Source organism: Saccharopolyspora thermophila (assembly GCF_014646075.1).
Lineage (GTDB): Bacteria > Actinomycetota > Actinomycetes > Mycobacteriales > Pseudonocardiaceae > Saccharopolyspora > Saccharopolyspora thermophila.
This window is the reverse complement of sequence record NZ_BMMT01000002.1, coordinates 1-15,117: the sequence shown is the minus strand read 5'-3', so window position 1 is coordinate 15,117 and position 15,117 is coordinate 1. Positions and strand designations below refer to the sequence as shown.

The following is a 15,117-nucleotide window of genomic DNA, read 5'->3' as shown; positions in this document are numbered from 1 at the left end:
AGTCAGGCGGGCAGCAGCAGGAAGCGGCGTTCGGCGATCCGCTCCACCGCCGCCCGGGTGTGGGCCAGCGGGAAGTAGCGCCCGGTCCGCCAGGGCTCGGCCAGGTCCCGATAGTGCGGGTCGTCGGGGTCGCCGGACTGGCCCGGGGTGTTGACCGCGATCGAGGAGTCCCAGTCACCGACGTCGAGCACCATCCGGAACGACGGGCCGTTGGTCTGCCGGAAGTCCGCGGTGCGGTAGGAGGACTGGTTCACGGTGTCCGGGGAGCCGCCGCGCGGCAGCGGGCCCACGTCGAACCGCGCCCGCTGGGCCGCGTCGAACGCGCCCGACGCCGGGTGCTCGAAGAAGCTGTGGTGCAGCGTGCCCCACCGCCAGTTCCGCTCGCCGCGCCCCAGCAGCTGCCGCACCTCGGACCACGCGGCGCGCAGCGTGTCCAGCAGGAGCCGGTCGCGGGCCGCCGCGTCCGGCAGCCAGCGCCCCGGGTTCTCCAGCTCGCCGAGAAGCACCAGCGTGTCGGCATCGTCGATGACGCCGGCGGCGTCCGGCACCGCGGCGCGCACGAACCCCGGCCCCAGGTGCTTGGACAGCCACACCTCGAACAACGCCGCGGCGGCCGAGTCGGCCGACTCCACCGCGTCCCAGTCCCGCAGCAGCCGCAGTGCGCGGCGCAGCTCCGCATCGCCGCTGTCCAACGTGTACAGCAGGGCGGTCAGGCGGCGGGCCGGGATGGACACCTGGTCGTTCTGCAGAACCGCCGAGTCGGCCACACTGTGCCTGGGCTGCCGCGAGAGCACCTCGACGATCCGCTGGTGGCGGAACGGGTTGGCCCACTCGAAGCCGAGCCCCATGCCCTGGTGCTCCGGTGGCAGGTTGAACTGGTTGGCGGTGGCGATGAACCCCTCCGGCGGGTTGAGCCGGCACGGCAGGTCGTCGCCGGAGTAAAAGCCGTCCCACTCGTAGCGGCCGTCGCCGGGCACCGGCAGCAGGCCGTCGTAGCCGACACGCCGCGGCGCCCGCCCCCCGGGCACCCAACCGATGTTGCCGACCACGTCGGCGTAGACCTGGTTCTCCGTCGGTGCGCCCCAGTTGCGCATGGACTCGGTGAACTCGCTGAAGGACCGGGCCCGCATGTAGGCGATACTGCCGAAGTACGGCGACATGCCCGGCTCCAGCCACGCCGTGCGCACCGCGTACGCCAGGTGCCGCTGCTCGTCGACGCGAATCACCGGGCCGTGCCGGGTGAACGCGAGCTCGACGGTGCGGTCGGCCTCGCCGCGGACCGCGACCCGCTCCCGCAGCATGGTCATCGGCTCCCAGCCGTCCCGGTATCGGTAGCGGGTGTGGTCGGCCGGATCCAGCTGGTAGACGTACAGGTCCTCCTGGTCGACCGGGAAGATGGTGAGCCCGAAGGCGATGGTGCCGTTGTGGCCGATGCAGATGCCGGGCAGCGCGGGCTCCCCCGCGCCGATGACGTCCAGGCCCGGCGCGGACAGGTGCGCGATGTAGCGCAGCGACGGCGCCGAGTACGCGCGGTGCGGATCGTTGGCCAGGATCGGTCGCCCGGTGGCGGTCCGCTCGCCGCTGATCACCCAGTTGTTGCTGCCCTCGGTGGCCGGGTCCCGCACCGTGGCGCGCACGGCGCCGTCGCGGAACTCGACCTGCTGGGTGGCGAGTTCGAAGACGTCGAGCACGTCGTCGGGCAGCGCGCACGGGTCGAAACCCTCGGGCACGACCACGCGGTGCTCCGGTTGCAGGCCCTGTCGCACCAGGTCGGCGTCCACCCCCGCGGCGCAGGCCACCCTGGCGCGCCTGACCTCGCTGGTCAGATTGCGGGTCAGGCCGTGACTGCGGATGCGCACCACGTCCTCCGGCGCCCAGCGGGCGGGCCGGTAGCCGAGGATGCCGAACTCCTCGGGCAGCTGGTCGGGGTGCTCGTCGAGCCAGTCGAGGTAGGCGTTGATCCCCGCGGTGAACCGGGTGGCGATCCGCTGGGCGTCCGGCGCGTAGCGACCCCACTCCACGGCCATGTCGCCGCGGTACAGGAACAGCCGGGTGGCGCGGTCCTGCTCGACGTACTCGGGGCCGAGCACCTCGGCGAGCAGACCCAGGCCGCGCCGTCGCCACAGGTCGATCTGGAACAGCCGCTCGCGGGCGGCGTTGAAGCCCTGCGCCAGGAACACGTCATCCTCGTCGCGGGCGTAGAGGTGCGGCACGCCGTAGCGGTCCTCGATCAGCTCCACCGGGGCCCGCAGCCCCCGCACCCGGTACTGCGCGCCGCCGTCCGGGGACGCGTACGCCCTGGACGCGATCATGCCGGCTCCCGCGACACCGGCCGCCGCGACGAGCCCCTGCCGACGGGAAAGTCGAACCTGCCCAAGCCCCACCACAACCTCCCGCAACGACCGACTGCAGGAGGTTGTAGCGCGGGTAACGATCTTTCACAAGGGTGAAACAACTTCAAGCGGGTTTGATCTTGCGCGGCGGACCGGCGCCCAGTTCCAGGGCGCGCGCAATGAACCCGATCTCGCGGTCCAGCTCGTCGTCGTGCGAACCGTGCCTGGCCAGCGAGTGCCGGTGGTTGACCACCCGGGCCAGCAGCAGCGCGGCGGCGTCGATGTCGCAGCTGACCGGCCCCGGCGGCAGCGCCAGCTCGATCACCCGGCGGATCTGCTCCACCACCGCGCGGAACCGGCGCTGCATGGCCTGGCGCACCACCACGTGGGTGTCCGCCTCCCGCCACAGCAGGTGGCTGAGCAACGGTGATGCCTCCAGCCGCGCGTCCAGCTCGCGCACCAGGCGCCGCAGGCTGCCCGCCACGTCACCGCGCACCGCGACCCGGTCCGACTCCACGTCCTCCTCGGGCAGCCGGTCCACCAGCGCGGTCAGCAGGTCCTGCTTGCGCCGGAAGTAGTAGTGGATGAGTCCTTTGGGGACCTCGGCCCGCTCGGCGATGCGTGAGGTCGGGGTGGCGTCGAAACCGTGCTCAGCGAACAGCTCCCCGGCGGCGGCCAGGATGCGTTCCCGCGCCGAGGTACCCTCCGCCGCGGCGGTCACGTCCGAAGTGGACGCCCGCTTCCGCTTGCCGGCCGCACGGCCACCCGGCGCCTGCACCATCAATCCCGACCTCCGCCTTGCGGCCCGCTCCGGGCCGATCGACAAACGCGCGGTCCGCACGTTACCGCCGGACCGCGCCGCACCGCACCCGTGGACGACCGGCCGGAACCGACCGCCCACGGGCGGTGCCGATGAATCAGTGCTGACCGGCGACGCCGCGGTGGGCGGCGTTGGCCTCGGGCAGCGCGGCGGCACCCGCGAGCACCGCCAGCACGCCGACGATCCACGACGTCCACGAGGCGCCCGCCAGCTCGGTGTAGCCGAGCACCCACGGCGAGATGAACAGCAGGACACCCAGCAGCATGTGGCTGTACTCGCTGGTCATCGAACCCGGCATGGCCAGCGACCAGACACTGGCGACCACCAGCAGCGCCCCGAGCACGATCATCGCCGACATCGCCGCCGCGTCGGTCGCGGTCCACATCGTCGCGAGGATCAGGTAGGCGCCCAGCACGACACCCGCCCAGTCCTGCCAACGTACCCACGGCTTCGCGGTCGAACCGCTCGACCTGTTGGCCACGTCGATCACCTCCACTGAGCCCGACTCGAGGGCGCGCGGCCGAAAGTCACGCAGCGGTGCCGACACCTCGGACGCCGGCTGGCTCCTTCCGGTCCGCACGGCCTCCTACACCCTCCATGTTCACTCTTGGTTGGCCAGCCGGTCAAGAGGCACGCCCCGGCGGCTGCGCCACCACCCGCGTCACCTGAACAGCTGATCAACGTCCCCCTGGCCGCCCGCTGACGTGGCGTAACGAAACGTCCCGACTGCGCCGCGTCACCGGCGGCGCGGACGTGCGACACGCACCGAGAAAATCCGGCGGGTACCCGCCACACCTCCCACAACAACGTCGTCTTCCAGGTAGCTTGGTGCCATGGGCCTTGCCGACGACCGCGACCTGCTGCCACTGGGATCGGGATTCGACCTCGCTCGCAAGAACGGCTACGACCGCGCCCAGGTCGACGAGCACCTGGAACGGCTCGACGCCGACATCCGCATCCTCACCGCGGATCGCGACGCCGCCGTCTCCCAGGCCGCGGACCTGTCCAAGCAGTTGGAGGCGGCCCGCTCGGAGATCGAGAGCCTGCGCGGACAGGTCGAGCGGCTGGCCAAGCCACCGACCACATTGGAGGGTCTGAGCGAGCGCCTGCAGCGGATGCTGCGCCTGGCCCAGGACGAGGCCAACGACATCCGGGCCCGCGCCGAGGCCGATGCCGCACAGATCCGGGCGCGCTCCGAAGCCGAGGCGACCAACCTGCGCACCCGCTACGAGCGGTTGATCGCCGAGGTCGACAGTCGGCGCAGCGAGATGGAGACCGAGCACCGCTCGGTGATGGACAAGGCCAAGGCCGAGGCCGAGCGGATCACCCGGGAGGCCGAGGAGAACCGCAAGCGCGCCGACCAGGAGTCCGAAGCCCGCCGCGCCCAGGTCGAGGAGGACTTCGAGATCGCCATGGCCGCCCGCCGCAGCGAGGCCATGCGCACCCTTGCCGAACAGGAGGCCGCCAGCAAGGCCGAGGCCGAGCGTCGCGTTCGGGAAGCCACCGAGGAGGCCAACCGGCGCCTGCGGGAAGGCACCACCGAGGCACACCGCCGGGTCCGCGAAGCCACCGACCAGGCCAACCGCCTGGTCAGCGAGGCCACCGCGAAGGCCGAGCAGCTCACCCGCGAGTCCACCGAAGCCGCCCAGAAGCGCGAACGCGAGTCGATCGAGGCGGCCGAGAAGCGCGAGCGGGAGAGCGTCGAAGCCGCCCAGAAGCGCGAACGCGAGAGCATCGCCGCGGCGCAGCAGCGGGAAAAGGAGAGCACCGAGGCCGCCGAGCGGCGGATCCGGGAGAGCAAGGAGGAAGCCGAGCGGCTGGTCCGCGAGGCGACCGAGAAGTCCGAGCGCATGGTCCGCGAAGCGACCGAGGAGGCCACCCGCCTCATCGACGAGGCGACCCGCGAGAGCAAGCGCCTGGTCGCCGAAGCCCGCGCGGACGCCCAGCGCCGCCTCGGCTCCACGACCGAAGAGGTGCAGCGCCGCCTGGCCAAGGCCGACGAGCACGTGCATTCACTGACCGAGCTGCGCGACGCGGTCGCCAAGAAGCTGCGCGACGCCGCCGAGATGCTCGGCCAGACCACGCCCCTGCTGGAGCGCCTCGACCAGGAGGACGCCGAGGAGGACAAGCTGCGGCAAGCCGCGGCGGAAGCCCGAGAGCAGGCGCGCAAGGACGCCGAAGCGGCCCTGGCCCGCGACGGCCGGGAAACCGGCGAGCTGCCCGCCGTGGGGGACGAACCCGCGAAGCCGCAGCAGCAACCCGCGGCCGCGAAACAGGCGGGCACCGACGCCGCCGCAAAGCAGGCGAAGCCGGGCGCGGCCACGAAGAAGTCCTCGGCCGGTGGAGCCGTCGATGATGGGCCGACGGAGCAGATCCACCGCGACACCGTGCGCGGCCACGATCCGCACGACGAACCGACCCGCCGCATCCAGCTGCCGGTGCCCGACGGCGGCCAGGGACAGCGCTCGCACAGCGCGACACGCGTCGACATCGCCAACCGGCAGCGCCGCTGACCAATTCGCGGTCCGGTCGCGGAGCCCGCGGCCGGACCCTCCTTGCCCCGCCGGATCATTCCTCGCACTGAGTGCGACCAGGGGGCGTTTCGCTGTTCTGTCGCGGTGGGCGTCATCGTCGGCGGCCTTCCGCGTCTCTAGGGACAAGGGAGGCGGGGGAACTGCAGCCCGGCTCCAGCGGAAAGGACCAGATCACATGGCGGAACAGAAGTTCCCGACCGGCGACGACCGGCACCAGGCCCGGCGGAAGACCGGCACGTACTTCACACTGCCCAGCGAACTGGCCGAGCAGTTCAGGAGGAGCGAGCAACGACTCAAGTCGCCCGACCGGGGCGACAAGGACCAACTCGAAGACGACAAGTAACCGCGGCTCCCAACGGCAACTCGACTGCGTCACGCGGTCGAGCCCTGAGCCGTGCGCGGAGTGCTTGCGCCCACACCGCCGTCCCGGTCGGCACTAGCTCGACCAAGTGAAATTGCGGTCTGGGCGCAAGCACACCTGAAGGCAGTACAGGCGCGGGTTCCGGTGCCGCCGTCAGGCCGTCCGGGACAGCCACGAGCGCACCGCGTCGGCGAACGCGTCCGGAGACTCCAGTGGAACCAGGTGCCCGGCACCAGGCACGGTCACCAGTTCACCCGCGGGAAGCGCGGCGGCCAGCTCCCGCGCCTGCTCCGGTGGGGTCAGTGAGTCTTCCTCGCCGACCACCACGAGCGCCGGTCCGTCGAAGGCCCCGAGCACGTCGCCGCTGTCCGGGCGGCCCGCCATGGCCCGCTGCGCCCACGCCACCCCCTCCGGGGGCTGGGCGTCGATCAACGCCTTCACCTCGGCGACCACCTCGGGGCGCTGCTCGCGCGTCGTCGCCCCCAGTAGGTTCGGCAGCATGCTCTCCGCCAGCCAACCGTTCGTGCCGTCCCGCTCCGCGCGTTCGGCCACGCGGAGCCGGTTGGCGCGCTGCTCCTCGTCGTCCGCGACCGCCTTCGTGTCGACGAGCAGCAGACCCGCCACGCGTTCCGGGGCCGCGCGCAGCACGGCCATGGCGACGTAGCCGCCCATCGAGCAGCCGCCCAGGACCACCTCGGGCAGCTCCAGCCGGTCCAGCAGGGCCAGGATGTCGGCGGCGAGCACGTCCACTCCCGGGGTCTCCACCGGCGTGGACGGGTCGGCGGACCGGCGTGCCGACGAACCGTCCAGCGGGCTCTCCCCGAGCCCGCGCAGATCCGGCGCGATCACCCGGACCTGGTCCTCCAACCGGACACGTGCCGCGTTCCACATCCGCGCGTCCACCGGGAACGCGTGCAGCAGCACCAACGGCGTTCCGGCTCCCGATTCGATGTAGTGCATCGTTCCATCCTGCCGGAGCTGCCAACCGTTCACGACCAGAGCAAGGGAACCACCAGTTCCCCGACCAGCTCATTGCGGCCTCGACCTCTGACGACCAGCTCCGAACGACCGCCGCACCGCCAGTACACCGGTTCCGCCACCCGGGCGGGGTCGATGAGCGGCTTGAGCGCGGCGCTGCAACAGCACCTGTTTGACCACTTCGGACTCCGCGAGGCCGTGCGCCGCGGCCTGACCGCGATCTGGTCGCCCACCAGCGGCGTGTCGACATAGGTTGACGCAGTTGCTCGTCACGCCGTGCTTTGCGCTCTCGACGGCAGCCACTGTGGACAGTCCTTCCAGGGCGTGCTTGGCGGCCACGTGCTGGAAACCACCGGCTGCTGCCGGTGGCGTCTGGGCCGCGGCTACGCACCGGAAATGGCCGAAGCCGCCCTGCGTTTCCGGCCGGTCAGGAGTTGACGATGGTGACCTGTCGGGTTTCCGACGGGCCGTCCCAGGTGCGCGGCAACGGCGTCGGCACCCCCGGGGCCACCGCCGACACGATCGCGTCAAGTGCCGCCTCCGCCTTGCCCACCCACAGGTGTTTGGTGTCCGGGAAGCCGACCACCTGCGCCTGCGGGATGCTTGCGAACCGCTTACGGGCCTCGTCCGGCCGCAGGTAGTCGTCGAACTCCGGGATCAGCGCGTGCACCGGCTTGCCCGACTCCGCCCAGGCGCGCAGGTGGTCCTCGGTGCTCCAGCGCAGCGGCGGGGAGATCAGCACCGCGCCCTCCACCAGCGGGTCCAGGCCGTGCACCAGAGTCAGGTCGGTGCCGAACGACCAGCCGACGAGCCACACGTGCGGCAGGTCGTGGAACTCCGCGAACTCCAGCGCCGCCGCCACGTCGAACCGCTCGGCGTTGCCGCCGTCGAAGGCCCCGTCGCTGCGGCCCGCCTCGCTGGCCGTGCCGCGCGTGTTGAACCGCAGCACCGCCAGGTCCGCCAGCGCCGGCAGCCGGAACGCGGCCTTGCGGAAGATGTGCGAATCCATCATGCCGCCGTGGGTGGGCAGCGGGTGCAGGCAGATCAGCGTCGCCCGCGGTGGCCGGGACTCCGGCAGCGCCAGCTCACCGACCAACCGCAACCCGTCGGCGGTGTGCAGGGTGATCGGCTCGCGGCGGGCGGGCAGCACGGTGTTGGCGCGGATTTCGGTGCTCATCACCCCCGATCCTGCCACGGACGGGTGGCGGGCACGGTGTGACGTGCTACGACCAGCGCCGCGTGGGGCCGCGTCGGTCCCGCGCGTTCCAGCACCCGCTGTGCCAGTGGCGACGGTCGGATACCCCGCCGTGCTCCGCGCTCGGCCACGCCACCACGTGCGCGACACCGGGCCGGATCTCGTGGTCGCAGCCCGGGCACCGGTACACCTTGGTGGCCTGCGCGGCCGGGACCGTGCGCACCATCCACTCGCCGTCCGGGCCGTGTTCGACGCGGGACATGCCGACCGAGACACCCACCGCGCGGTGGCTGACGTCGGCGCGCAAACCTCTCGAGCGCTGGGTTCGGTTCCGTCGAGGCACGCACCCCACCGTAGCGGCCCACCCAACCGGGTGGTCGAACCACCACCGGCGACGGCATCACCCCGGCAGGTTCGGCCAGGCCGCCTGGGCGAGCCCCCGCGCGTACTCGCACGCGTCGATACCGGACTCCCCGGGCATGGACACGACGAGCTGCGCCACCTCCACCTGCCCGGGCTTCGCCCCGAAGGGCACGTGCCCGGTCTCCGCCGAGCACAACGGCACCTGCGGGTCCCCGCCCACGACGCTCACCACGGTGCGGCGACCGGCGATCGTCTCCTCCACCGCCGCGCCGTGCAGCACCTGCGGCGGATCACCCGCGGTGTGCAGCAGCTGCACGCGCGGCGACTCAGCGGACAGCTCCCCCCACAGGCACTGGTGGCGGGCCGGGCTCCTCTTCGGCCCGGCCTGCTCCAGTCCCGGGAGCTGCCGCACCGCGGACAGGTCCAGCATCGAACACGGGTCCACCAAGGCCAGCGAGTTCGGCGGGAACGCGCGGTGTCCGACCCGGTGCTGCTCGATGGCGGCGGCAGCCGTGTCGGCCCCCGACTGCGCGATCGCACACAGCCCCGCGGCCGGGTCGCCGACCAGCAGGTCGGCGCTGACCTGCAGCGCGATGCCGTCGGTGAAGACGATCTGGCGGGTGCAGTGCCCGGGCAGCGGCGCGTCCTGCACGATCCGCAGCGCACCCCGCTGCACCACCGGCGCCCCCTGCTGCGCAGGGTCCACGGGGACGAGCTCACCGACCGCCAGCTGCACCAGCGAACCCTCTCCGACGCGCACGTGCAGCAGGCAGTAGTCAAGCGAAACCGTTCCCGCGTTCTCGGCCCCTTCCAGCGCGGCCGGGTCGGTCAACGTGCACGGGTCCACAGTGCGCAGATCACCGAGCAGCGCGGCAGAACTCCCCGCGGGACCGCCTGTCCGCGCAGGCGCGGAACCGCCACCCGGGGTGCAGCCAGCCACCAGCAGAACCAGGAACAGCAGCAGCGACATGCCTCGGTGGCGGGAGCGCGGCGACATCAACTCAGCCTAACCTCGCCAACCGCCGACCACCCACCCCGACGCGATCAACGCCATGACCCGAGCAAGGGAACTTTCCTGTCATCCACCGCCCCGTGGGGAGGAGCAAGGGAACTTTCCTGTCACCTAGGGAACTGCCGGTCGGCGCCGCGTGGGTTACTCGTCGAATTTGCGCTTGGCCAGGTCGAGGATGCGTTCGACCGCCTGACGGGCGTCGGGGCCGTTGGCGTGCAGGACGATCCGGTCGCCCTTGCGGGCACCGAGGCCCATCACGCCGAGGACGCTGGTCGCGTCGGCTTCCTTGTCACCCATGGTGATGGTGACGTTGGCCTGCAGGCCGGTTAGGCTGCGGGCCAGCAGCGCCGCCGGCCGGGCGTGCAGGCCGACCTCGTTGGCCAGTTCCAGCTCCTGGACGACCTCGTCCGCGGCGGGCTGGGTTCCCGGCTCGACCAGTTGGCCGCCCGCCGCCGCCTCCTCCGCGGCCCGGGCCACCGCCCGCATGTCGGCGCCGCCCTGCGCGGCCACCGCCGCCGCCACCGCGCCTTCGACCAGCGGGCCGTCCGCGACCAGCGCCGTACTGGGGTCGCCGAGCGACTCGACGGCGAGTTCGGCGAGCATCTGGGCGCTGCCGAGGTCATACAGCAGTACCGCGCCGGAACCGGTGTTGGCGTCCGACAGCGCTGCCGACACCTTCTCGAAGTCGGTGCCGATGCCGCCGTTGGGCATGCCTCCGGCCGCGACGACCCGCACCTGCGGGGCCATCTGCCGCGCGAGTTCGGCCACGCCCTCGGCGAGCCGGGCGCTGTGCGAGACGATGACCAGTCCGACGCTCATGACTGCGACCTCACGGCATCAGCGAATGCGGACAGCAGCAACGCGGTCGAGCGCGCCCCCGGATCGATGTGCCCGGCGCTGCGCTCGCCCAGGTAGGAGGCGCGGCCCTTGCGGGCCACGAGCGGTTCGGTGGCCTGCACACCCCGGTGCGCCGCTTCGGCCGCCGCGGCCAGCACCTTCGCCGGGCCGTTGCCGGACTCCGCTGCGGTGCGGGCCGCCTCCACGGCCGGGGACAGCGCATCCACCATGGTCTTGTCGCCGATGACCGCGCGGCCGCGGGCAACCACGCCTTCCATGCCGGCCTGCAGTGCCTTGGCGACCGCGGCGCCGTCCAGCTCCGCGGTGTCCCCGAGCGCCGCTGCGGCGCGCAGGAACGCCGTGCCGTACAGCGGGCCGGACGCGCCGCCGACGGTGGAGATGAGCACGGTCGCGGTCAGCTTCAGCAATGCTCCCGGTGTCTCCGGCGCCGCAGTGTCCACTTTGGAGACCACGGCGCGGAAGCCGCGGTCCATGTTCTCGCCATGGTCGGCGTCGCCGATCGCGCGGTCGAGCTGATTCAGCTCGTCGCGGTGCTCGGCCACGACCGCCGCACCGGCCCGCAGCGCGGTGATCACGTCATGCGCAGTGCAACCCATCGGGCGTTCCCCCTCACCAGTGCAGCGCCGCGGTGTGCACCGGCGCGTCCCACAGTTCGGTCAGCTCGTCGTCCAGCTTCAGCAGCGTCAGGCTGACGCCCTGCATCTCCAGGCTGGTGACGTAGGGGCCGACCAGTCGGCGCCGCACCCGGATGCCCCGCTCGGCCAGCAGTCGCTCGGCGATCCCGTGCGCCAGGTACAGCTCCAGCAGCGGGGTGCCGCCCATCGAGTTGGTGAACAGCAGGACGTCGTCGCCCGCGGCGAAGGGCAGGTCCTCGACGATCGGGTCCAGCAGCCGCCGCACGATGTCGTCGGCCGAGGCCAGCGGCACCCTGGCGCGGCCGGGTTCGCCGTGGATGCCGATGCCGATCTCCATCTCGTCCGCGGCGAGGTCGAAGCTGGGTTCGCCGACGTGCGGCACGGTCGGCGCGGTGAGCGCCATGCCCATCGACCGCACCCGGGAAACCACCTTGCGGGCCAGTTCCTCGCAGCGGCCCAGGTCGGCCCCGGACTCGGCGGCCGCGCCGACGATCTTCTCCACCAGCACCGTGCCGCCCACGCCGCGGCGACCGGCGGTGTGGGTGGAGTCCTTGACCGCCACGTCGTCGTCGACGACCACGCTGCGCACCTCCACGCCGTCCATCTCGGCGAGCTCGGCGGCGGTCTCGAAGTTCAGCACGTCACCGGTGTAGTTCTTGACCACCAGCAGCGCCCCGGCGCCGGCGTGGGTTTCGGTGATCGCCGCCTGCACCGCGTCCGGGGTGGGTGAGGTGAACACCGCGCCGGGCACCGCGGCGGCGAGCATCCCCGGCCCGACGAACCCGCCGTGCAGCGGTTCGTGCCCGGAGCCGCCACCGGAGATCACGGCGACCTTGCCGGCCACCGGGGCGTCCGCCCGCACCACCACCGCCGGGTCGGTGCGGACCCGCAGCAGCTCGGGATGCGCCGCGGCCATGCCCCGCAGCGACTCGGCGACCACGTTCGCCGGATCATTGATGATCTTCTTCACCCGATGGCCTCCTTGCCGGTTCGCGGACGTCCCCCGGCGGGCGCTGGCCGGGGCGGGCTGGGCGTGGTCAACTCTGCCCGCCAGCATGCCGCCCGCGCAGCCCCCGTGCCCCGACGGGGGTCGAGAGCAAGGGAACCTTCCTGTCACCCCGGGCGCAAGCCCACCGGCATCCCGTGTTCTGCGCTGCTCGACAACGGGGCAGGTGGCGGACGGTCCGCGAGCTGCCCGCTCACCTGCCGCGGACCACGCGGATCAGGCGCATCAGGCGTCGTATGGTTCCCTTGGAGCGGCCGAAGGTCATCGGGTTGAGCGGCATGCGGTAGCGGGTGCGGGTCATCGACTGCGGGCGGGCGAACTCGCGCAACCCGTCCGGGCCGTGGATCCGGCCGAACCCGGAGTCGCCGACCCCGCCGAACGGCAGCGCCGGCACCCCGGCGAACGAGATCACCGAGTTCACCGACACCATGCCGGTGCGCAGCCGCCGCGCCAGCTCCACGCCCCGGGCGCGGGAGAACACCGCCCCGCCCAGGCCGTAGCGGGAGTCGTTGGCGCGTGCCACGGCCTCGTCCGCGTCGCGGACGCGCTGCACGACGATGGTGGGCCCGAAGGTTTCCTCGGTGACGGCAGTGGAGTCCTCCGGCACGTCGGTGAGCACCACGGGCTCGACGAACGGCGGCCGCACCGAGTGCTTCCCGCCGACGAGGGCCCGCGCGCCGCGCCGCAGGGCGTCGTCGATGTGGCCGCGGATCACGTCCACCTGGGACGGCATCGTGATCGGGCCGAAGTGAGCGCTCGGCTCGCCACCGGGCCGCAGCTTGCCGGCCCGCTCGGTGACCAGCTCCAGGAACCGGTCGGCGACCGCGTCCACCACGTAGACCCGCTCCACCCCGATGCAGGTCTGCCCGGCGTTGGACATCGCGCCCCACACCGCGGCGTCCGCGGCGGCGGCGAGGTCGGCGTCCGCGTCGACGATCAGCGCGTCCTTGCCGCCGCACTCCACCAGCACCGGCACCAGGTTCTGCGCGCAGGAGGCCATCACCCGTTTGCCGGTGGCGGTGGAGCCGGTGAAGGCCACCTTGTCCACGCCGGAGGCGCACAGGGCGGCCCCGGTCTCCCCGAAACCGGTCACCAACCGGAACACCGGGTGCTCGGGCACCGCCTCGGCGAAGCTGTCCACCAGCCACTGCCCGACGCCGGGGGTGAGCTCGCTCGGCTTGAACACCACGGCGTTGCCCGCGGCCAGCGCGTAGGCGATGGAGCCCATCGGGGTGAAGGCGGGGTAGTTCCACGGCCCGATCACGCCGACCACCCCGAACGGCAGGTACTCGACGGTGGCCGTCTGGTTGGCCATCAGCACCCCGGACGGGACCTTGCGGCGCTTGAGCACCTTCTCGGCGTTGGCCGCCGCCCAGTGCAGGTGGTCGATGACCAGGATCAGCTCGAGCCTGGCGTCGTCGAGGGGTTTGCCGGTTTCGGCGCAGATGAGGCCCGCCAGGTCGTCGACCCGCTTCGACAGCAACCGGCGCCAGGCGTCGAGGTGCTGCTTGCGCCCGGAGAACCCCAGCTCGGCCCACGCGACCTGCGCTTCGCGGGCGGCGGCCACCCGGGCGGAGACCTCGGCCGCGTCGTGGATCGGGTGCTCGCCCACGACCTCGCCGGTGCGCGGGTCGATCGATTCGAACGTCGTGGACGGTGCGCTCGACGCGCTGGACACCTCGACGCTGTCACGGGCGGTTCGGGTCATGCCGGACTCCCACCTTTACGTCGGTCGTTGTCATCGTGCAGCCTACGATCTGCCGCGGTCCGCCGGGGCCGTCATCCGGTCGGCAGCTTCCCGCGCACCGCACGGGCCAGGTTGGACGCGTGCACGCACGGGTCCATCGGGAGGTGTTCGCTGTTGAGCACCTCGACGTGCACGTACTCGCTGTCGCCCCTGTCGTTGACCTTCGCGCGGTGCTCCCACTCGACCTGGCAGGCCGGCGGGTCGGGGCTGGGCAGCACCTCGCCGAGGACGCCACCGAGGTCGACCGGCGGGATCGAACCCTTCTCTGGTTTGCCGACGAGGAAGCCGACCTCCAGGATCACGCCGTTGTCGCCGTACCACTCGCACTCGAACAGCCGCTGCCCGCCAGTGGAGTCGGCGTTGCCGCCGGCCACGGCGTCGCGCAGCGCGGACGCGTCGACGATGCCGCACGGGTCGAAGCCGGTCAGGCTGCCGGACACGCGGCGGCTGACCGGGGGTCTGGTGCGCACCACGTCGATCACGTCGGCCATGATCTGCACGCCGATGGAACACAGGTCGACCTGCTCGCCGGAGAGCTGCACGGCCAGCCCGCGGGCCGGGGCGATCAGCCGCGGCTCGCCGCCGAAGTAGGCCGACCGCACGAAGCAGGTGTCGCCGTTGTCGCTGATCTCGGAGGGCAGCCCGCCGATGTTGTGCTTGCTGCCGTCGTGGACCTCGGCGTCGAAGTAGAGCGTGATGTTGAGGTCCTTGCCGTTGTGCCCCTTCATGTAGTTCGCGCAGGTGCCCAGGCCGTCCGGGAGGTTCTCGGGAGCGGGCGTGCCGTACTGCGCGAGGTCGGCGGCCGCGAGGGTGGCGCACACGTCGAGCGCGCGGAGTTTGGACGGCGCGAACGCCGCGTCCATCAGCTCGGGTTTGTTGAGGTTGTACTTCGGCATCTCGACGGTCCGCCGGGGCGAAGTCGTCTTCTCCATCCCGGCGGCCGCGGAACAACCGGCCACAGCCAGCACGGACAGCAGCGCGGCGAGCAGGGTCACGGGTCGGAACACGCTGATCACACTATCGACCCGGAGGCCGCGCGTGGTCGGCAACGGGCGGATCGGCCGGGTGCGGCGCGGTGCCCCCACCCGAGAGTGGGGGCGCCCTCACGCCGCGCTACTTCTCCGTCTGCTGCGGCTGGTCCGGGACGACGATGGGTCGTAGTCGTGCCCAGGTGAGGAACGCGGCGGCGAACAGCAGCATCCCGATGCCGGCGTAGAGGTTGATGTTGACACCGGCGGACTTGTCCAGCTCGGCCTGGGGCTGGAGGAGGCCGAC

At 72.2% G+C, this 15,117-nt stretch carries 14 protein-coding genes and 1 pseudogene; 2 read left to right on the top strand and 13 right to left on the bottom strand.

The window, feature by feature from the left end; all coding sequences use genetic code 11:
* Positions 1–2: 2 nt before the first annotated feature.
* From IEY17_RS03465 to IEY17_RS03455, 3 genes are all read right to left on the bottom strand, one after another.
* On the bottom strand, positions 3–2,312 hold the full coding sequence (locus tag IEY17_RS03465) for a penicillin acylase family protein (RefSeq protein ID WP_188985412.1): 2,310 nt from the start codon (positions 2,310–2,312) through the stop codon (positions 3–5).
* A 145-nt stretch (positions 2,313–2,457) separates the two neighbouring features.
* Positions 2,458–3,114, bottom strand: coding sequence for a TetR/AcrR family transcriptional regulator (locus IEY17_RS03460; RefSeq protein ID WP_188985410.1), 657 nt, complete (start codon positions 3,112–3,114; stop codon positions 2,458–2,460).
* Between the two features lie 136 nt (positions 3,115–3,250).
* Positions 3,251–3,649, bottom strand: a complete 399-nt coding sequence (locus IEY17_RS03455; protein WP_188986249.1) for an SPW repeat domain-containing protein — start codon at positions 3,647–3,649, stop codon at positions 3,251–3,253.
* Positions 3,650–3,986: 337 nt separating this feature from the next.
* On the opposite strand from IEY17_RS03455, the gene IEY17_RS25735 reads away from it, so the two are divergent.
* On the top strand, positions 3,987–5,666 hold the full coding sequence (locus IEY17_RS25735) for a coiled-coil domain-containing protein (protein WP_188985408.1): 1,680 nt from the start codon (positions 3,987–3,989) through the stop codon (positions 5,664–5,666).
* 196 nt (positions 5,667–5,862) lie between these two features.
* A complete protein-coding gene (locus IEY17_RS03445; protein WP_188985406.1) occupies positions 5,863–6,030 on the top strand; it encodes a hypothetical protein in 168 nt (55 codons plus the stop codon).
* Positions 6,031–6,201: 171 nt separating this feature from the next.
* On the opposite strand, the gene IEY17_RS03440 is transcribed toward IEY17_RS03445, so the two are convergent.
* The 10 genes and pseudogenes from IEY17_RS03440 to IEY17_RS03400 form a co-directional block, all read right to left on the bottom strand.
* Positions 6,202–7,008, bottom strand: a complete 807-nt coding sequence (locus tag IEY17_RS03440) for an alpha/beta fold hydrolase (protein ID WP_188985404.1) — start codon at positions 7,006–7,008, stop codon at positions 6,202–6,204.
* Between the two features lie 273 nt (positions 7,009–7,281).
* Positions 7,282–7,368, bottom strand: a pseudogene (locus tag IEY17_RS26010) (3-hydroxybutyrate dehydrogenase); the annotation flags it as partial.
* 85 nt (positions 7,369–7,453) lie between these two features.
* Positions 7,454–8,203 (bottom strand): alpha/beta hydrolase, encoded by a 750-nt coding sequence (locus IEY17_RS03435; RefSeq protein ID WP_188985402.1) that lies wholly within the window; start codon positions 8,201–8,203, stop codon positions 7,454–7,456.
* 46 nt (positions 8,204–8,249) lie between these two features.
* Positions 8,250–8,564 (bottom strand): hypothetical protein, encoded by a 315-nt coding sequence (locus tag IEY17_RS03430; RefSeq protein WP_188985400.1) that lies wholly within the window; start codon positions 8,562–8,564, stop codon positions 8,250–8,252.
* 57 nt (positions 8,565–8,621) lie between these two features.
* On the bottom strand, positions 8,622–9,581 hold the full coding sequence (locus IEY17_RS03425) for a DUF3558 domain-containing protein (RefSeq protein WP_188985398.1): 960 nt from the start codon (positions 9,579–9,581) through the stop codon (positions 8,622–8,624).
* Positions 9,582–9,737: 156 nt separating this feature from the next.
* Positions 9,738–10,415 carry a dihydroxyacetone kinase phosphoryl donor subunit DhaM gene (dhaM, locus tag IEY17_RS03420; protein WP_188985396.1) on the bottom strand — a complete coding sequence of 226 codons (678 nt, stop codon included), beginning with the start codon at positions 10,413–10,415 and terminating at the stop codon, positions 9,738–9,740.
* Positions 10,412–11,050, bottom strand: coding sequence for a dihydroxyacetone kinase subunit DhaL (gene dhaL, locus IEY17_RS03415; RefSeq protein ID WP_188985394.1), 639 nt, complete (start codon positions 11,048–11,050; stop codon positions 10,412–10,414). Before dhaL ends, dhaM begins: the two co-directional genes overlap by 4 nt.
* 13 nt (positions 11,051–11,063) lie before the next feature.
* Positions 11,064–12,059: a dihydroxyacetone kinase subunit DhaK gene (gene dhaK / locus IEY17_RS03410; RefSeq protein WP_188985392.1), complete on the bottom strand. Its 996-nt coding sequence runs from the start codon at positions 12,057–12,059 to the stop codon at positions 11,064–11,066.
* 229 nt (positions 12,060–12,288) lie between these two features.
* The gene (locus IEY17_RS03405) at positions 12,289–13,803 is read right to left on the bottom strand and encodes an aldehyde dehydrogenase family protein (RefSeq protein WP_188985390.1); all 1,515 of its coding nucleotides are present in this window, start codon (positions 13,801–13,803) and stop codon (positions 12,289–12,291) included.
* 71 nt (positions 13,804–13,874) lie between these two features.
* A complete protein-coding gene (locus IEY17_RS03400; protein WP_188985388.1) occupies positions 13,875–14,849 on the bottom strand; it encodes a hypothetical protein in 975 nt (324 codons plus the stop codon).
* Positions 14,850–15,117 lie beyond the last annotated feature (268 nt).